Origin of the sequence: Kerstersia gyiorum (assembly GCF_048595715.1) — a bacterium.
Classification (GTDB): Bacteria; Pseudomonadota; Gammaproteobacteria; order Burkholderiales; family Burkholderiaceae_B; genus Kerstersia; species Kerstersia gyiorum.
Window position 1 is genome coordinate 1,423,317 of the sequence record NZ_CP169556.1, and the last position, 18,568, is coordinate 1,441,884.

An 18,568-nucleotide genomic window follows, 5' to 3' on the forward strand; every position below is an offset into this window, starting at 1 on the left:
CCGGCGTGGCAAGGTGGCGGAAAGTGGGGGGGCTTGCTGGTGGGAGCGGGCGACGGGGGGCGTTGTCCACTCATTGGCCGGTTAACGATGGGTGTAGTGATAGGCGAGTGGGCGTACGCATTTAACGACGCCGCAGGCCGTTTGGCAGGCGTGCTGTTTTTGTCACCTCATGGCTGTGTTTTTATACAGTGATTGCCTATGATGGTGAGGTTGCCAGATCAGCAATTGCCATATTTTCTGATATGTCCAGTTGGCAATGATGAATGGAATTTCCCTGAAGTTCTCAGGTACTTGCGCTTTATCTACAGAATTTTCACAGGATCGCCATGTATTTTCCTTCCCTCTTGCCAAGCGTTTCGTGTTTTTTTCTGAAATCACCGGATCGGCCTTATCGGGCGACAGGATGGCGGGTAGATTGCAGCCATCAACGGCCTTTCCCCGCAGATGTGATGCACACGATTCTCATTATAGAAAAACTGCCTGTCGTGCGTCTTGGCGTGCGCAACCTCCTGGTCAATAGCGGCTTCCCGCACGAGATTATCGAGTCGGTCAGTCTCCAGGCGGTGCCTGCAGAGCTCAGCAACCCGGTGTCCCTGATCATCATTGATCCCGCACAGGCCAGCGAAAGCGGCGACCGCCTGGTTTACCGCATTCGGCGCCGTTTCCCCGGCGTGCCGGTGCTGTTTTTCTGCGGTCGGGATATCGACATCTATTCCCCGCTCGCTGTCCGGCTGGGAATCAGCGGCTTCATTGCCAAGGACGGTGATGAAGCCACGGTTGCCGCAGCGGTACGCATGGTCCTGGCCGGCATGCAGTGTTTCCCGGTACTGGACCCTGCGGCAGTTGAGCGGCCGCGCTACCACGACCTGTCCCGCTTGTCGGTGCGCGAGCTGGCGGTGCTGCGGCTGTTGCGCCAGGGAATGCGCAACAAGGAAGTATCGGGTCGGCTCTGCCTCAGCGAGAAAACCGTGAGCGCGCACAAGCAGAACTTGTTTCGCAAGCTGGGCGTGCGTTCCGTCCTGCAGATATCCATCGCGCCAGAAGAAGAAAACAACCAGCCCCTGCGTCTGGAAAACGTGGCGTCCGAACCCGCAGGGACACCGCAATCCTGAGAGCAGGCGGAGTTGAGGGCTGGCGTGCGATCGGGATGGACGGAAGCAGGCAGATGGACAACAGGCAGGCAGTGGGCAGTAGACCATACGCCAGGCAACTGTTAGGCGTCATACAGATAGGCAGCCAGGCCGTTGGCCAGACTGCTGCAGAGGCGTTCGGCAAGGCGTGGCAAGGGCTGTTCCGCGACAGGAACGCAGTCATTGCAATGATTTTTCTAATTTTTTTGTGTGGTGATCGCGACCGGCAAGGCAGCATGCATAATCAGTACCGGTCGCAAGCGGTGCCTATGACGCAAGCGGCCCGGCACTCGTATGGGTGCCGTTTTTTTGCCTGAAGTTTTTCCAGAAAGTCGGTCGCAATACGTAAATTCAGAGGGAAACGCCAGAAAAACGGCCAGGAAACCGCTTCGTTTTGGGTTGGTACGATGCTCTTTCTAGTTTCCGGTAAAATGCTCTGCTAAGCTTTCCGCTTTCACTTCATACTTCAGAAAAATAGGTTTTTCATGCAGCCTGTGGTTGAAACCCTCTCCGGCCTCGAGCGCCGTATTGATCTGGCCGTTACTGTGGCCGATATCGAAAAGGAAGTGCAGGCGCAAATCAAGCGTCTTGCCCGCACGGCCAAGCTGCCGGGCTTCCGTCCTGGCAAAGTGCCCCTGAACCTGCTTGAGCGCAGCCACGGCCCCAGCATCCGCTACGATGCCATCAATGCCGAAGTTGGCCGTGCATTCGAACAAGCCGTCCGCGCCGCTGAACTGCGCGTGGCTGGCCAGCCCACCCTCGAGCCCAAGGCCGAAGGTGAAGGCCAGGAAGGCGTGCTGGCGTTCAGCGCCACCTTCGAGGTCTATCCCGAAGTCAAGATTCCCGAGCTGGGTGCGCTGGAAATCAAGCGCACGCTGGCAGAAGTCGGCGACGCCGAAGTCGACCGCACCATTGAAGTGCTGCGCAAGCAGCGCGCGACCTACGAAGCTCGTGAAGACCGCGCTGCGGCTGACGACGACCGTGTCACGCTGGACTTCAGCGGCAGCATCGACGGCGAACTGTTCGAAGGCGGCCAAGCGACCGACTTCCCCTTCGTGCTGGGCCAGGGCCGCATGCTGCCCGAGTTCGAAACCGCCGTGCGCGGCCTGAAGGCTGGCGAAACCAAGACCTTCCCGCTGGCCTTCCCGGAAGACTACCCGGGCAAGGAAGTGGCAGGCAAGACGGCAGAATTCACCATCACGGTGAAGGAAGTGGCTGAGCCCGTACTGCCGGAACTGAACGCCGAGTTCGCGACATCGCTGGGCCAGGCTGAAGGCGACGTCGCCAAGCTGCGCGAAGACATCCGCGTCAACCTGGAACGTGAAGTCAAGCTGCGCGCCCAGGGCCGCACCAAGTCCAGCGTGATGGACGCCCTGGTCGCTGCCGCCGAATTCGACGTGCCGAAGTCTCTGGTCAACCAGGATGCCCAAGGCCGTGTACAAGCTGCTCGCGAAGACCTGAAGCAACGAGGCGTGCCCAATGCTGATTCGCTCAACATTCCGGTCGAAGCGTTTGCCGACGAATCTGCACGCCGTGTCCGTCTGGGCCTGCTGGTGTCCGAACTGGTGAAGCAGGTTGGCCTGCAAGCCAAGCCGGAGCAGGTTCGTGCCCGCATCGAAGAGTTCGCCCAGAACTACGAGCAGCCTGCCCAGGTCGTTGCCTACTACCTGGCCGACAAGCAGCGCCGTGGTGAAATCGAAGCGGTGGTGGTCGAGGACAACGTGGTTGAACACATCCTGTCCCAAGCCAAGGTTACCGACGAAAACGTGTCTTTCGAGCAATTGATGGGAACAGCCTGACATGCAGCGATTTACCGATTTCTATGCGTCCATGTACGGCGGCTCGTCCGTCACGCCCACCGGGCTGGGCTACATCCCCATGGTCGTCGAGCAGTCCGGGCGCGGCGAGCGTTCGTACGACATTTATTCGCGCCTGCTGAAGGAGCGTCTGGTGTTTCTTGTCGGTCCCGTGAACGACAACAGCGCCAACCTGATCGTCGCCCAGTTGCTGTTCCTGGAATCGGAAAATCCTGACAAGGACATCTCCCTCTACATCAACTCGCCTGGCGGGTCGGTGTATGCCGGCATGGCCATCTTTGACACCATGCAGTTCGTCAAGCCTGATGTCTCCACGCTGTGCACTGGCCTGGCGGCCAGCATGGGTGCGTTCCTGCTGGCAGCGGGCAAGCGCGGCAAGCGCTTCTCGCTGCCCAATTCGCGCATCATGATCCACCAGCCCTCTGGTGGCGCGCAAGGCCAGGCTACCGATATCCAGATCCAGGCGCGTGAAATCCTCGACCTGCGTGGTCGCCTGAACCGCATTCTGGCTGACAACACGGGGCAACCCGTGGAGCGTATCGAGGTCGATACCGAGCGCGATAACTTCATGTCCGCAGAAGATGCTGCGGCCTATGGCTTGATCGACAAGGTATTGAGTACGCGGGAATGATTCTCGTCGTCCCGGTTGCCTGATGGCGGCCGGGACGCGGGCTGTGCCATGAAGGGCAGCCCGTCGCGAGACATGTTTAATATGGAGCCGAAGGCTCCCCCCGAGTGGTGTCGGAGAACGTCTGGCCATCGGGCCGGAGTTCTTCACTACCGATACAGAGTCCATGACTGATAAAAAAGACCTGCTTGATGCGCGCGCTCCGCGTTGCTCGTTCTGCAACAAGAGCCAGCATGAAGTCAAGAAGCTGATCAAGGGTGAGGGTTCGGTTTACATCTGCAACGAATGTATAGACCTTTCGCGTGACATCATCCGCGAGGAGTTGCAGCAGGAAGCCCGCCAGAATCAGCGCGATGAATTGCCGACGCCAGCGGAAATCAAGACATTCATGGACCAATATGTCATTGGCCAGGATGCGCCCAAGCGCATGCTGGCAGTGGCGGTCTATAACCACTACAAGCGCATTCGTCACCGCGACCATCTTGAAGATGGCGGCGTGGAACTGGCGAAGAGCAATATTTTGCTGATCGGCCCGACCGGCTCGGGCAAGACCTTGCTGGCGCAGACGCTGGCACGTCAGCTCAATGTGCCGTTCGTGATGGCGGATGCCACCACGCTGACGGAAGCCGGCTATGTCGGGGAAGATGTCGAAAACATCATCCAGAAGCTGCTGCAGAGCTGCGACTACGATGTCGAAAAGGCGCAGCGTGCGATCGTCTATATCGACGAAATCGACAAGATTTCGCGCAAGGCCGATAACCCATCCATTACCCGCGACGTGTCGGGCGAAGGGGTGCAGCAGGCCTTGCTGAAATTGATCGAAGGCACCGTGGCTTCCGTGCCGCCGCAAGGTGGACGCAAGCATCCCAACCAGGATTTCGTGCAGGTCGACACCACCAATATCCTGTTCATCGTCGGCGGTGCCTTCGATGGCCTGGAAAAGGTGATCCGCAATCGCACCGAGAAGTCGGGCATCGGCTTCTCGGCGGACGTCAAACAGAAGTCCGAGCGTTCGGTGGGCGAAGTGTTCACTGAGGTGGAACCGGAAGACCTCGTCAAGTTCGGCCTGATTCCTGAATTGGTCGGCCGCCTGCCGGTGGTTGCCACGCTGCAGGAACTGGACGAAACGGCGCTGGTACGCATTCTGACCGAGCCGCGCAATGCCATCGTGAAACAGTTCCAGAAGCTCTTCGAGATGGAAGAGGTCGAGCTGGAGCTTTCCCCTGAGGCCGTGCATGCGGTGGCGCGCAAGGCGCTCAAGCGCAAGACGGGTGCTCGTGGCCTGCGCTCCATCCTGGAATCGGCATTGCTGGACACCATGTACCAGCTGCCCAGCGACCCCAGCATTCACAAGGTTTTCGTGGATGCCGACGTCATCGAAAAAGGGGCCGAGCCCCGTTTCTTCCGCGAGGAAGGAAATCTGCGCCGTTCGGTTGGAAACGCCGCCTGAGAGTGTCGATAGGGCATGAAAACCCTCTACTTCGGAGGGTTTTCATGAAAATTCAGGCCACCGGGCTTGTATTTTCCGATATCGTCTCCATCTCTGACTCATCACAGGAAGCAGGCGGCAGCGCGCCGTCGTCCCATACGCTTCCCGAACTACAGTTTCTCTCCGAGGAAGCCTAATCATGTCAGTCAGCCGGGCCTTGCCTTCAGAACCCGTTGAATTGCCGCTGCTGCCTCTGCGCGACGTCGTGGTTTTCCCACACATGGTCATTCCATTGTTTGTGGGGCGCCCGCGCTCGATACAGGCGTTGGAAGCGGCAATGGAATCCGGAAAGAGCATCATGCTGGTGGCGCAGAAATCTGCCAGCAAGGATGACCCTACGCCGGAAGATGTCTATGAAATCGGATGTATTGCGAGCATTCTGCAGATGCTGAAGCTGCCGGACGGCACCGTCAAGGTGCTGGTGGAAGGCACGCAGCGCGCTCGCATCGCCCAGATCACTGATGGTGAAGCCCACTTCACCTGCTCGGTCACGCCCATTGAGCCGGACACCCAGGCCAATGCGGAAACCGAAGCGCTGCGGCGTGCCGTTGTCAGCCAGTTCGAGCAGTACGTCAAGCTCAACAAGAAAATTCCGCCGGAAATCCTGACCTCGCTGTCGGGGATCGACGAAGCGGGTCGGCTGGCGGATACCATTGCCGCCCACCTGCCGCTCAAGCTTGAGGAAAAGCAGCGCATGCTGGAGGTGTTCGGCACCACCGAGCGCCTGGAAACCCTGCTGAGCCAGCTGGAAACGGAAATCGACATTCTCCAGGTGGAGAAGCGTATCCGTGGCCGGGTCAAGAAGCAGATGGAAAAGAGCCAGCGCGACTACTATCTGAATGAGCAGGTCAAGGCCATTCAGAAGGAGCTGGGCGAGGGCGAGGAAGGCGCTGATCTCGAAGAACTCGAGAAAAAGATCGCCGCCGCGCAAATGCCCAAGGAAGCGCGCAAGAAAGCCGATGCCGAGCTCAAGAAACTCAAACTGATGTCGCCCATGTCGGCAGAAGCCACGGTGGTGCGCACCTATATCGACACGCTGATCGGCTTGCCGTGGCGCAAGAAGAGCCGCGTCAACAACTCGCTGGACAACGCCGAGCGCGTGCTCGACGGCGACCACTACGGCCTGGAGAAGGTCAAGGAACGCATCCTGGAGCACCTGGCGGTGCAACAGCGCGTGGACAAGGTCAAGGCGCCCATCCTGTGCCTGGTCGGTCCTCCCGGGGTGGGTAAAACGTCGTTGGGCCAGTCCATTGCCAAGGCAACGAACCGCAAGTTCGTGCGCATGGCCCTGGGTGGCGTGCGCGACGAGGCCGAGATTCGGGGCCACCGCCGTACCTACATCGGCTCCATGCCTGGCAAGATCCTGCAGAACATGGGCAAGGTCGGCGTGCGCAATCCACTGTTCCTGCTCGACGAAATCGACAAGCTCGGCATGGATTTCCGTGGCGACCCTGCGTCGGCCCTGCTGGAAGTGCTGGACCCGGAACAGAACCATACCTTCCAGGACCACTACGTTGAGGTCGACTTCGATTTGTCGGATGTGATGTTCGTTGCCACCAGCAACACGCTGAACATACCGCCTGCGCTGCTGGACCGCATGGAAGTGATCCGCCTCTCTGGCTATACCGAAGAGGAAAAGATCCGTATCGCCCGCGAGCATCTGCTGCCCAAGCTGATGAAGAACAATGGCGTGCGCGATGGCGAATTGCAGGTCGAGGATGATGCGCTGCGCGACATCGTGCGCTATTACACGCGTGAAGCCGGTGTTCGGTCACTCGAGCGCGAAGTCGGCAAGATCTGCCGCAAGGTGATCCGCCAGCTGATCAAGCGAGTCGAAGACAAGGCTCCGGATGCACCCAAGGTTGTTGTGGTCGATAGTTCGAATCTGGCCGATTACCTGGGCGTGCGCCGTTACAGCTTTGGCGTCGCGGAAAAGGAAAACCAGATCGGTCAGGTGACCGGGCTGGCCTGGACGGAAGTGGGGGGCGACCTGCTCACCATCGAAGTTGCCGACATGCCGGGCAAGGGCGTCATCCAGCGCACGGGTTCGCTGGGCGATGTGATGAAGGAGTCGGTGGAGGCTGCCCGTAGCGTGGTACGTTCGCGCGCTCGCCGCCTGGGCTTTGCCGATACCGTGTTCGAGAAGCGTGACATGCACGTGCACGTTCCTGAAGGCGCCACGCCCAAGGATGGCCCGTCTGCAGGTATCGCCATCACCACGGCTATCGTGTCGGCCTTGTCGCACATTCCGGTGCGTGCCGATGTGGCCATGACGGGTGAAATCACTCTGCGTGGCGAAGTCCTGGCAATCGGCGGTCTGAAGGAAAAACTGCTGGCAGCCCATCGCGGCGGAATCAAGAAAGTCTTGATTCCCGAGGAAAACGTGAAGGATCTCACCGAGATTCCGGACAACGTGAAGAACCAGCTGGAGATTGTTCCGGTGCGTTGGATCGACGCGGTGCTGGAACATGCGCTCGAGCGCTTGCCGACACCTCTGCCCGAGGAAGAAGCCAAGCCGGAAGAGCCGGTGGTGGCCTCCGGTTCCAAACCGGGTGAACCTGGTGCGGTATTGAAGCACTGATGCAGGAAGGCAGGCGCATCACGCGCCTGACCGACAACCCCTGGATGCCTTGGCGGCGCCCAGGGGTTTTTTATTGCTGCACCGTCTTCGGGCAGGCTACCTGGCGATTGTCGATCAGGCAGGGATCAGGCCGGCAGCAGGGAATTTGTCGACGATGCGCGCTTGCCGCAGGCTATTGTTGTTGTAGGCAACCCTTGTTGCCTGTCCTTGGCGCTAACGGTGGCCATGCCGTAGCACAGTGGCTTTGGCGCCTCAGTGTTTGATTGCCTCGAAGGTAATGATGACATCGGCGTCCGTGGGCCAGCGGCCGTGTGCATAGCCGCCTGAGACCGTGATGTCGCTGAAGCCGGCTGCCCGCAGCGCAGCCAGCATTTCGCGTACGCCCCACCAGCGCAGGCTGAAGGATTCCAGCTCGGTGGCCTGCAGCACGCCATCGTCCCAAGCTTCGTAGCGCAGCAGGTCTATGGAAACCTGGTTGATATGATCGGTGCTGAGACGGTCGCAGGTCAGTGTGAGCTGTTGCCTGGGCGCTGGTTGCCAGGCCCGCAACGAATGGCCACCGGCCTGGATGGCATGAGCCGGATCCAAGTCGAGAATCAGGCGTCCCCGGGTTTGAAGGTGCTGGAAGCAGCGCGCCAGCACGGCAGAGGCTGCGTCGTAATCGGTGATGAGCTGGAATGAACCGGCTGGGATGACGATGGCTGCGAAGGATTGCTCGTACTGGAAGTGTTCGAAGGTCTGGCAGCTGACCGGGGCCGCCAGGCCGCGCAGCGCACATTCCGATTGGCACAGGGCCAGCATCTCTGCGGATGCGTCGAAGCCGTGCACATCCAGCCCGGCTTGCAATAGCGGAATGAGGATGCGGCCATTGCCGGCAGCAGGTTCGAGGATGGGGCCGGGGCAATGTTGCAGGCGTTCCAGGTAGAACTCGACATCGCCGAAAGAATGGCCGATGGGTTTGTCCAGGTGGTAAACCTGCGAGGCCAGGCGGCCATAGCGGTTATTTTGTTCAGGCATGGATGAATGTGGCTTGCACGTTGATGGCGTTGAGAAGACGGAATATATCAGCTTGATGCCAGCGATGTTGCGCCAGCCCGGCGCTGCAGCAATGCGAAAAGCAGGGTTATGCAGGAAAGCCATGGCAATGTCTGGCAATATCGGCGGATTTCTGTCTTCATTGCCGGGGAGGTTTCATGGGTGTGCGCGCAGGGTCGGTATCCGCGTGGGTGGCGGGTTTTCTGGCGGTACTGATTTCATATGCAGGGCCGTTGCTGATTTTCATACAGGCCGCGCATGTCGGGAATATCCCGCCGGATATGCTGGCATCCTGGATATGGGCCATTTCGATAGGCGCCGGTGTCAGTGGCTTGCTGTTGAGCTGGTGGCTGAAGATTCCGGTGATCACGGCATGGTCGGCGCCAGGCACGGCTTTGCTGATTACCCTGTTTCCCGAGATATCCATGGCCCAGGTTGTCGGCGCATATATTCTGGCCGCGTTGCTGGTGCTGCTGGTCGGCGTGACGGGGTACTTCGACAAATTGGTACGCGCCATTCCCCGAGGCATTGCCGCTGGCATGATGGCAGGGATCCTGTTTCAGTTCGGTACCCAGGCATTTGCTGCTGCGGGCAGAATGCCAGCGCTGGTGTTTGCCATGCTGGGAGCCTATTTCGTCTGTCGTCGACTGTGCCCGCGCTACACGGTGGTGGCTGTTGCCTTGACAGGCTTCGCCATGGCGCTGGTGCAGCAGCTGACTGATTTCTCAGGCCTGGCGCTGTCCTGGACCCAGCCGATTTTCGTGATGCCGCAGTTTGACTGGGTGTCGTTTTTCAGCCTGGCCTTGCCGCTGACGATCGTAAGCCTGACGGGCCAGTTTCTGCCAGGCATGGCGGTGATGCAGCTGTCGGGCTATCAGATGCCCGCGCGGCCAGTCATTATGGTGACAGGCCTGGCATCGTTTGCGACGGCTTTCTTTGGCGGCGTGACGATCGTCCTGTCGGCCATCACCGCTGCGCTGTGTACCGGCAAGGACGCCCATCCGGAGAAGGACAAGCGTTATATCGCCGGGATTGCCAATGGCGTCTTCTACCTGGTCGGCGGAACCTTCGCTGGCACAATCGTTCTGCTGTTCAAGGCGGTTCCGGCCGAGTTGGTCGCCATTCTGGCCGGCTTGGCGCTGATTGGCGCCATTGTTTCCAATATGACCCTGGTGGTGGAGGATGCTGCCCACCGTGAAGCCTCAACCATTACTTTCCTGGCGACAGCCTCGGGCATGGCGCTATGGGGTTTCGGCTCGGCTTTCTGGGGGATCGTGATCGGTATGCTGGCCCATGGCCTCATGAGCTGGCGCAAGCATGCGAACGCGTGAAGAGGCAACGGCGGCGCCAGGTCTTTGCCGGGCAGATGCCGCCTCCTGCTGAAGCCTGGCGGTTGAACGGCATGGCTTCAGTGCCAGGGTATTCGTGCCAGGGTGTCAGCGCGACAGGGTCAGTGCAGCGCCTGGGCGCGGATCAGGCCGATGGCGATGCCTTCCAGGGCGAAGTGCTGGCCAGGCTTGATTTCGATGACCGGGTAATCCGGATTTTCCGGCAGCAGGCGCAAGCCCTGGCGATCCTGGCTGAGCCGCTTGACGGTGACTTCATCGTCGATACGCGCGACGACGATTTGCCCGTTGCGGGCTTCGCTGGCCTTGCGTACGGCCAACAGGTCGCCTTCCAGGATACCGGCATCGCGCATGCTCATGCCGCGCACCTTGAGGAAATAATCCGGCCGCGCGCTGAACAGCGCGGTATCCACGCGTACCTCACGCTCAATGTGTTCCGCCGCCAGGATAGGGCTGCCGGCGGCGACCCGGCCAACCAGCGGTACCAGCGCGGATTCGAAATCCGTATGCTGCGCCTGCAGGGCGGGCGATTCTTCGGCCTGCGACAGGCGGATGCCGCGCGAGGTGCCAGGCGTCAGGATGATGGCCCCTTTGCGGGCCAGTGCTTTCAGGTGGTCTTCCGCGGCATTGGGCGAGCGGAATCCTAGTGCCTGCGCAATTTCGGCGCGCGTGGGCGGGAAGCCCGTGCCTTCCAGCGACTGGCGGATGAAATCGAGGATCTGTTGCTGGCGCGCGGTGAGCTTGATGGTCATGATTTTGGCTGTATGGACATACAGGGCCAATTTTGTCGGACTTGCGTCCGGAAATCAAGCATTGGTGAGGCTTTGCGGCCTTTTTTTGGTGTTTTGAAGCGTTTTCCCGGGTTTTCCCGGCGGCATGCGGTTTTGTCGATGCGGTGGGCTGGCCTGCCAGCTTGCCGGAAAGGCCAGCCCACCGCCGGTCAAGCGGCTCAGCGCATGTCCGGCTCAGCCAGGATGAGGTAGTCATGGCCGTGCCGCAGTCCTTGTTCTTGCGAGCATAGCGCATGCGCCCTGGCGCGCAGATCCTGCACATGCTCCATCAGCGACAGCGCCAGCTGGCGGTCCCGCAGACGCCCCAGGCGCTGGGTGCACATATCGAGCTGGCTGTCGATGAAGCGGGGGCCGTAGCGTATCGGATAGCGCCGCACATCCAGCGTACGGAAGCCCGAACTGCGCAATTGGCGCAAGACCCATTCCAGCGGATATTCCCGATAGGGGGTTTCTCCGGCAAGCAACAGGCAGGCATCGCGCAGACGGCCGATTGCAGTGACGATGGCGCCTGCCGGGTCATCGGGGAAACGGCTGACATAGGGTTCCAGGCCAATGACATAAAGCCGCCGCCTGACTAGCGGGCGCAGTCTTGCGAAGAGCCTGTCTTGCCAATAGGGGGCAAATCCTTCTATCGCGCCCAGCAGATAGTCGGCCAAGACGGTGTCATAGCGCTCTCCATGCAGCAGCTCGGCGTCCATCCAGTTGCCCAAAACCAGGCGGTCCTGGGCGCGCAGCCGGTCCCCGGCATGCTGGCGTACCGTTTCCAGCATGGCCGGAGAGCCGGTCACCGCGGTCCAGGCCTCGGTTTCCTGGCCCAATAGCCAGGATAGCGAAGCGCGGCCGGTCCCTGCATCGAGGAAGTGGCCCCAGGGTTGTCCTGCCTGCAACTGCGCGACTTCCTCGTAGAGCGAGGCGCTGCCCGCTCCGGCAGGGGCGGGCGTGGCGGATGCCTGGCTCAAAATTCGACCCCGACCCCGGCTATGACGCTGCGGCCTTGAATCGGCGCGGCGCGTGAGATGAACGAGACATGGTTGTAGGCGACCCGGTCCAGCAGGTTGTTGCCCTGCAGGTAGAGCCGGTAGCGCGCACCGTCGAGCTTGCCGCTGTATGACAGGCCGGCGTTGACCATGTTGTACCCCGGCGTATCTTCCTCATAGCTGGCGATCTTGTTCTGGCTGAAGACCCGGTAGTATTCAAGGAAGCCATGCCATTGCTGCCAGGCGGTGTTGGCCCGCAGCCCCAGCCGGGCAGCGGGGATACGCGGCAGGTTGGCGTGCGGGTCGCGCAGTTTGCCGCGAACGTAGTCGCCAAAGATCGTGGTGCTGAAGGCCTTGCTGTATTGATAGGTGGCTTCAGCTTCCAGACCGGTGAAGCTGGCATCGCGCTGGGTATATTCGATCAGGCGGAAGTCTTCGAACTGATCCAGGGTTTCGGCATAGATGTAACCATCGACCCGGCTATGATAGGCGTTCAGCGCAAAGCTCAGGTCGCCTTCGTCCTTGCGCAAGCCCAGTTCCACGGTATTGGCGGTTTCCCGGCCGAGATCGGTATTGCCGCGCTCATAGGTGTTGGTGGCCAGGTGCACGCCCTTGGCGTAGGTTTCCTGTGCGTTGGCCAGGCGCTGCGAGCGCGAGAACGAGACAGTGGCGGCGTAGCCGGGGGTGAAGTCCCAGATGGCTGCGGCCGACAGCGAGTTCGCATGCCCGCTCTTGCGCGGCTGGGTGCCGGCGGTGGGGGTCATGCGCTGCCATTCCTGGCGGGCACCCACTTCGAAGCGCCAGTCTTCATGGCGATATTCTTCCAGTAGGAACAGGCCGGTGCTGCTGGTGCGGGTACGCGGTACGAAGCTTTCCAGGCCGCTGGATTCGAAATGCGATCTGGCGGTCTGCAGGCCGACAACACCATGCCAGCGGCCCAGGGGTTGATGCTGCAATTCGAGTCGCAGGTCGCGCCCGTGGTTGGTGAAGGTTGTCGCAACCTCACCCGCATCGCGTTCATCATGGCGATAGTCGGTGTGACTGGCTCTCAGGCGCAAGCGGTCGAAGCCAGGCAGCGGGTCCCTTAATTCGCCGCGCAGGTCGACACGTTCGCTGCGCAGGTGCGCAGTGGCGGAATGGCCGCCTTCGCCGTGGTCGTGCGAGTGCTCATGATCGTGATCGTTGTCGTGGCTGTGGCTGCCGCAATGCAGGGTGGAACCGTGAGGATGGCAGCTTTCGTACTCGTGGCTGTGCCCGGGCAGGCCGTAGTCATCTTCGCGGTAGGAATAGGCCAGGCCCAGATAGCCGCGGTCACCGATGAATGAGAACCCCAGGCTGCCTTGCGTACTGTCGGTGTTGGAATCGGCCACTTTGCTGAAATCCTGGCCGGGTACCCGGTAGTCGTCCGAGCGCAGACGAGAGCCTTCCACATGCAGGGCCACATTGCCTTCACCTGCCGTGACGGCAAAGGCGCCGGCACGCTCGTTCGAGCCGGTCGCACCGCGTAGCTGCAACTGGCCGCTCAGGCCGTTGTCGGGAATGCGGGTAGGGATCTTGTCGTCCACGACATTGACAACGCCGCCGATGGCGCTGCCGCCGTAGAGCAGGGCGGCTGGGCCGCGCAGGACTTCCACGCGCCGCGCCAGCAGCGGGTCTACCGTAACAATATGGTCGGGCGACACCGATGAGGCATCGAAGATGTCCGCGCCGTCCGACAGCACTTTGACGCGTGGCGCGGTTTGCCCGCGTATCACCGGCCGGGTGGCGCCGTTGCCGAAGCTGTCTGAATTGATGCCGGGCAGATGGTCCAGGGTCAGGCCCAGCGTGCCGCGGCGGTGCCAGGCCAGGTCTTCGTCCTGCAGGACGGTGCTGGTCTGGGCCAGATTGCCCTGTTCGCGTTGCAGGGCATCGGTGGTAATGACGACGGGGGCGAGTTGGGTGACATCTGCGGTTGCAGCTTGCGCATGCAGGATGGCAGGGCTGCCGAATAATACGGCTGCCAGTGCGGTATGCAGGGGGCGTGGCCGGAGAAACATGGGAGGGGCTTTCCTTGTGTTGAAAATAGGGACGTAAAACAGCAATTATTAAATGATATAACATTGCAAATATATTTGGGAAACTGGCAAGTGCATGATTTTGCGCGGCAGGGGCGGCTGGCTATGGGCGCCACGCCTGGCATGCGGCGGCAGGATAAGGGAGCAGGGGGGGCGGACGCACAGGCGGTGGCAACTGTGGCAAGTGTGGCAAGCCTGCATCATGCTTGTGAAGGATAGTTGTTTTCATTATCATCGCTGCTTTTGGCGGATGCGGCTTGTGCTGATTCAGCGGGCCGCCTCCTGACATCATTTGCCGCCGGCTTGCCCCGGCCCCGGATCCCCATGCCAAGCCTGGCGCAGGTCGTCGAAGAATTGACGGGCGCCTACACTGAACTGAAGCGTTATCTCGGCTGGAAGCTGAACGATTCGCACAAGGCCGCGGATATTGCCCAGGAAAGTTTCGAGCGCGTCTACCACCATGCCCTGAAGGGCAAGGTGGCGCGTCCTCGCGCCTTGCTGTTCAGCGCAGCGCGCAACCTGATCATTGACCAAGGGCGCAGCGAACAGCGGGATCAGTGCCTGCTCGACGAGCTCGGGCAGCAAACCGCTGCCGATTCGGAGGTAGCCAGTGTGGAGCAACAGGTATTGCACCGTAGGCAGCTGGAACGGGTGGCAGCGCGCCTGCAGCGCCTGCCTCGCAAGCGCAGGGAAGTATTCGTCCTGGCGCGCATATACGGTTACAGTTACGCCGAAATTGCTGCGCGCATGGATATTTCCATTGACGCGGTGGAGAAACATATTGCGCGGGCAGCGCTGGATTGCTCCGATCTGATCGAGCAGGAAGGCGCGGCGTGCGCGCCACGCAAATGATGGATCACTGACCATGCATCGTTCCCATGTCGAATACGCTTTGACTTTGCTGGCCCGTACATCGGGCGGCATGGGCGAGCGTGCGCGCCTGGCTGAGCAGGAGCTGACGGGATGGCGCCAGGCGGCGCCGGAGCATGAATCGGCCTTTCAGGAAGCCTGGCGGCGTTGGCAGGCGCTGGAGTCCATGGCCGGAGATTTGCGCCACCTGATTGCGGAACCGCGTGCGGGCAAGTGCCGTTGGCGTGCGTCGTGGCGCCTGCCTGTTTTCGGCGCTGCTTTTGCCAGTCTGCTGCTGGCCTGTGCCGGGTGGTATTACCTGGTGCCGGTTTACGCCCAGGATTTTGCGACGGCGCTGGCGCAGACCGGGCGTTATGAGCTGGCCGATGGCAGTACGCTGGAAATGAATGCAGCCAGTAGCGTACAAGTCCGCTATTACCGTAATCGCCGCGAAGTGGACCTGCTGGCGGGGGAAGCGCGTTTTCACGTGCAATCCCAGGCCGGCAAGCCTTTCAGCGTGGCTGGCGGTAAGGTGCGTGCGACGGTGCTTGGCACCGTGTTTACGGTCGGCCATCGCGGGGCGGCCGCACAGGTGCAGGTCGAGGAAGGTATCGTGCGTGTCGATGAACGGCGCGCCTGGTGGCAGCCGGACCAGGCCGGCCCGGTCCTGCATGCAGGCCAGCAGGTACGCGGCGATGCCAGTGGACTGGCGCCGGTGCAGGCGCTTTCGGAAACCCAGGCAGCCGCGTGGCGGCGGGGGCTGGCCGTCTTTGACGATACGACCCTGGCGGACGCCGTTGCGCAGTTGCAGCCCTGGTCGGCCGTGCCCTTGCTGCTGGCCGACGAACAGGCTGGCGAGCAGCGCATCACCGGCACGTTTCACCTGAATGATGTGGCAGGCATCATCGCCCTGTTGCCTCGCATCGCAGCGGTAGCGGTGGAACATCGTCAGTCCGGCGTGACGATTCGCAGTTTGCCGGGCCGCTGAGCCGTCGCGGGGGATCTCCGCCTGTTTATCGTCCCCCGAATCCCTTGTTTGACATCCTCCGGGGGAATGAGTGCGGGGCGGGTGCCAGCCTGTCGATGGCGCCGGGAAATGCGCGAGTCGCAAATAAAAATAATTGTCGGGTTTATTTGTCCTGGTTCGTCTTCATCGTGATCGCCGTAATCACATAAGAAGTTACCGAGGACGATATGACCATGCGCACCCGCGCAAAAGGGCCTTGCACAGGCCCGCGCCAGCAGGATTCTTTCAGAAGCGAACAGAATGTTCTGACCATGCGTGCCAGCGTCGCTGCCGTTTTGGCCGCATGCATGCTATTTGCCCCCCTGGACCAGTCGCATGCCCAGTCAGGTGCAGCGCCAACACAGCTCGATCTGCCGGCACAACAATTGAGCGAAGCCATCAATGCGCTGGCCTCGCATAGCGGTGTGCAGATCGCCGCGCCTGCCGGGCTGTTGCGGCAACGCCAGGCGCCTGCGCTGTCCGGGCGCTATACCGTGCGCCAGGCGCTGGATGCCTTGCTGTCGGGCAGCGATCTGGAAGTCGAAGAGATAGGCGGGCGCTATGTGATCCGCCAGCGTGGTGCCAGGGTGAAGGCCCAGGATGTGACAACGCTGGAAAGCGTGGAAGTGACGGGCCAGGTGCCGGAGCGCATGGCGGTCTATGACACGCCCGATTCCGTGGCTGTGGTGACGCGAGAAGAAATCGACCGCCTGCCGCCGCGCAACGTCTCCGATGTGCTGGCTGATATTCCCGGCGTGGCAACGTCGCAAAGCCGTCAGAACCCCGGCGTGGCGGTCAACATCCGGGGCCTGCAGGGCTTCGGGCGCGTCAACGTGATGATCGACGGCGCGCGCCAGAACTATCAGCAAAGCGGCCACGGAGACAGTGGTTCGGTCTATCTGGATGCCGATCTGCTGGCGCGGGTTGAAGTGACCAAAGGGCCGGTAGCGGCGGCCGGCGGCGCAGGCATGATCGGCGGCATGGTCAATTTTCGTACGCTGACCATCGACGATGTCGTGGAATCGGGTGAACAGGTCGGCGGGCGCGTGAACCTGGTGACTGGCAGCAATGCCTATCACTTTTCCGGCAGCGCGGCCTTTGGCTGGCGCCTGAGCGATGAATTCGACCTGACGGCGGCAGTCTCCCGCAAAAGCGTAGGCTCTTTTCGCAAGGGGACCCGCAACACCTCGAAAAACTACGGCGACGCGGTCGTGACCGGTGGCGGAGACTGGAACGAGCAATATCACAACGAATTGATGCAGGCCCAGATGCAAGGCGTGAGCGGCATGACGGACCAGCGTCAGCTGTCAGGGCTGGCCAAGCTGGGCTGGCGCCCGAATGCCGATCATCGTTTCACGCTGGGCTATGTCGGTTTCAAGGCGGATTATGACGAAGGCGCGCTGGATGACGACATCAAATCGGCCCCTATCAATGCCAGCAACAAGCTGACTTCGGAAACGATCACTTTGCAGCATGAGTGGCAGCCGCTGAACCGCTGGTTCGATTGGCGCGCCAGCATGTACTTCACTACGACGGAAAATGATGCGGAACGCCAGGCCCAGCCTGCGATGAATGTCGGTTGGAGTCTCATGCATTTCGAGACCAATACCTTCGGCATGACGGCCGAGAACCGGGCACGTTTCGGGCTTGGCGGCATGGATGTGACCTGGGCTGTAGGTGGCGAGTTCTACCGTGACTGGACGCGCCCGGGCGCCATTTCCCAGGAGACCGGCGCCAACCGGAGCGACCCGGAAATCATGGTCGGCGGCACGCCGCGCGGCCAGCGCACGGTGACCAGCGGCTTTACCAACCTGACGCTGGAACACGGCGACTGGCTGGAAGTCGGTGGCGGATTGCGCTACGACTGGTTCGGTCTCAAGGGCGATGGCCTGATGCGCGTCGACACGCTTTACAACGGCAACGGTTCGCGTCCGGAGTATTCCGCGCTTTATACGGAATTCGTCACCAGTCGCCATGACGGTGAGTTCGCGCCCAGCCTGCGCCTGGCCGTCAAACCGGTCGAGCGCGTGCAACTCTTCGCCAATTACGGCAGGGGGATACGGCCGCCTTCGATTACTGAATCGTTTCGCTATGGCGCCCACCCTGGTGCCGTGTCGTTTCCCTACTACCCCAATCCCAACCTGAACGCGGAGCGCTCGCGGAACTGGGAGCTGGGCGCCAACATCAAGCTGGATGGCCTGCTGGTGGACGAGGATATGTTCCGCATCAAGGCGGCATGGTTCAACACCAAGGTGGATAACTACATGGTGCTGGCCAGCATCATGTCGCCGAGTTCGCTCAGTGCGCAAAGCGGGGCGAATGCGCCCATGTCCTTCATCAACCTGATGGATCCCTTCCGTACCCGTGGTCTGGAATTGCAAGCCGATTACGACGCCGGGCTGGTGTTTGCCTCGGCAGGTTTCACCCATTCTCTGATAGATACCGGCGATGGCCGCTATGACCCCTATCCGCTGGGCAGCCTGGTGGGCTTCCCATCGACGACGCTGGGCAAGGGCGGTGGTGCGGATATCTGGTATCTGCTGCCGCCCAGCAAGAAGTTCACGTTCAGCGGTGGTGTACGCCTGTTCGGCCAGCGCCTGACACTGGGCGCACGCATGCGCCACGAAACCCCGGCGAACAATACCAGCGCATTTTCCAGCAATGCGTACTCGCGCTCTTTCAATGTCTATGACGCCTGGGCGAGCTATGAAATCAGCAAGAACCTGACGGCCCGGGTGTCGGCAGAGAACCTGCTGAACGAAAACTATGCCGAGATGAATGGCATCAGCTACTGGATCGCTCCTGGCCGCACGGTCATGGGCTCGGTCAACTGGCGCTTCTGACCTGCGTCCCGCCTTCTACCGA

14 protein-coding genes are annotated in these 18,568 nt (G+C 61.0%); 10 read left to right on the plus strand and 4 right to left on the minus strand.

Annotated elements, in window-relative coordinates; translation table 11 throughout:
* Nucleotides 1-449 precede the first annotated feature (449 nt).
* From ACEW7X_RS06270 to lon, 6 genes are all read left to right on the plus strand, one after another.
* Nucleotides 450-1,112: a response regulator transcription factor gene (locus ACEW7X_RS06270; protein WP_068368748.1), complete on the plus strand. Its 663-nt coding sequence runs from the start codon at nucleotides 450-452 to the stop codon at nucleotides 1,110-1,112.
* 503 nt (nucleotides 1,113-1,615) lie between these two features.
* A complete protein-coding gene (gene tig, locus ACEW7X_RS06275) occupies nucleotides 1,616-2,929 on the plus strand; it encodes a trigger factor (protein ID WP_127773613.1) in 1,314 nt (437 codons plus the stop codon).
* A gap of 1 nt (nucleotide 2,930) precedes the next feature.
* The gene (clpP, locus tag ACEW7X_RS06280) at nucleotides 2,931-3,578 is read left to right on the plus strand and encodes an ATP-dependent Clp endopeptidase proteolytic subunit ClpP (RefSeq protein ID WP_068368741.1); all 648 of its coding nucleotides are present in this window, start codon (nucleotides 2,931-2,933) and stop codon (nucleotides 3,576-3,578) included.
* Nucleotides 3,579-3,741: 163 nt separating this feature from the next.
* A complete protein-coding gene (clpX, locus tag ACEW7X_RS06285; RefSeq protein WP_068368738.1) occupies nucleotides 3,742-5,025 on the plus strand; it encodes an ATP-dependent Clp protease ATP-binding subunit ClpX in 1,284 nt (427 codons plus the stop codon).
* 44 nt (nucleotides 5,026-5,069) lie between these two features.
* Entirely contained in the window at nucleotides 5,070-5,201 is a 132-nt protein-coding gene (locus ACEW7X_RS06290) for a hypothetical protein (RefSeq protein ID WP_264623005.1), read from the plus strand.
* A gap of 2 nt (nucleotides 5,202-5,203) precedes the next feature.
* On the plus strand, nucleotides 5,204-7,645 hold the full coding sequence (gene lon / locus ACEW7X_RS06295; protein ID WP_068368735.1) for an endopeptidase La: 2,442 nt from the start codon (nucleotides 5,204-5,206) through the stop codon (nucleotides 7,643-7,645).
* A 252-nt stretch (nucleotides 7,646-7,897) separates the two neighbouring features.
* Here the strand turns inward: lon and ACEW7X_RS06300 are convergent, their stop codons facing one another.
* Nucleotides 7,898-8,662 carry a class I SAM-dependent methyltransferase gene (locus ACEW7X_RS06300; RefSeq protein WP_415359132.1) on the minus strand — a complete coding sequence of 255 codons (765 nt, stop codon included), beginning with the start codon at nucleotides 8,660-8,662 and terminating at the stop codon, nucleotides 7,898-7,900.
* A 176-nt stretch (nucleotides 8,663-8,838) separates the two neighbouring features.
* On the opposite strand from ACEW7X_RS06300, the gene ACEW7X_RS06305 reads away from it, so the two are divergent.
* Nucleotides 8,839-10,011, plus strand: coding sequence for a benzoate/H(+) symporter BenE family transporter (locus ACEW7X_RS06305; RefSeq protein WP_127773615.1), 1,173 nt, complete (start codon nucleotides 8,839-8,841; stop codon nucleotides 10,009-10,011).
* A 119-nt stretch (nucleotides 10,012-10,130) separates the two neighbouring features.
* Here the strand turns inward: ACEW7X_RS06305 and lexA are convergent, their stop codons facing one another.
* From lexA to ACEW7X_RS06320, 3 genes are all read right to left on the minus strand, one after another.
* Nucleotides 10,131-10,778 carry a transcriptional repressor LexA gene (gene lexA, locus ACEW7X_RS06310; RefSeq protein ID WP_068369369.1) on the minus strand — a complete coding sequence of 216 codons (648 nt, stop codon included), beginning with the start codon at nucleotides 10,776-10,778 and terminating at the stop codon, nucleotides 10,131-10,133.
* A gap of 197 nt (nucleotides 10,779-10,975) precedes the next feature.
* Nucleotides 10,976-11,776, minus strand: coding sequence for a class I SAM-dependent methyltransferase (locus ACEW7X_RS06315; protein WP_068368728.1), 801 nt, complete (start codon nucleotides 11,774-11,776; stop codon nucleotides 10,976-10,978).
* Entirely contained in the window at nucleotides 11,773-13,830 is a 2,058-nt protein-coding gene (locus ACEW7X_RS06320; protein WP_420177758.1) for a TonB-dependent receptor domain-containing protein, read from the minus strand. Before ACEW7X_RS06320 ends, ACEW7X_RS06315 begins: the two co-directional genes overlap by 4 nt.
* A 342-nt stretch (nucleotides 13,831-14,172) precedes the next feature.
* Here ACEW7X_RS06320 and ACEW7X_RS06325 point away from each other — a divergent pair, with 342 nt between their 5' ends.
* The 3 genes from ACEW7X_RS06325 to ACEW7X_RS06335 all read left to right on the plus strand — a co-directional run bounded on the left by ACEW7X_RS06325 (nucleotide 14,173) and on the right by ACEW7X_RS06335 (nucleotide 18,546).
* Entirely contained in the window at nucleotides 14,173-14,700 is a 528-nt protein-coding gene (locus ACEW7X_RS06325) for an RNA polymerase sigma factor (protein WP_420177759.1), read from the plus strand.
* A gap of 13 nt (nucleotides 14,701-14,713) precedes the next feature.
* Nucleotides 14,714-15,685, plus strand: coding sequence for a FecR family protein (locus ACEW7X_RS06330; RefSeq protein ID WP_420177760.1), 972 nt, complete (start codon nucleotides 14,714-14,716; stop codon nucleotides 15,683-15,685).
* A gap of 326 nt (nucleotides 15,686-16,011) precedes the next feature.
* Nucleotides 16,012-18,546 carry a TonB-dependent hemoglobin/transferrin/lactoferrin family receptor gene (locus ACEW7X_RS06335; RefSeq protein ID WP_420177761.1) on the plus strand — a complete coding sequence of 845 codons (2,535 nt, stop codon included), beginning with the start codon at nucleotides 16,012-16,014 and terminating at the stop codon, nucleotides 18,544-18,546.
* Nucleotides 18,547-18,568: the final 22 nt, after the last annotated feature.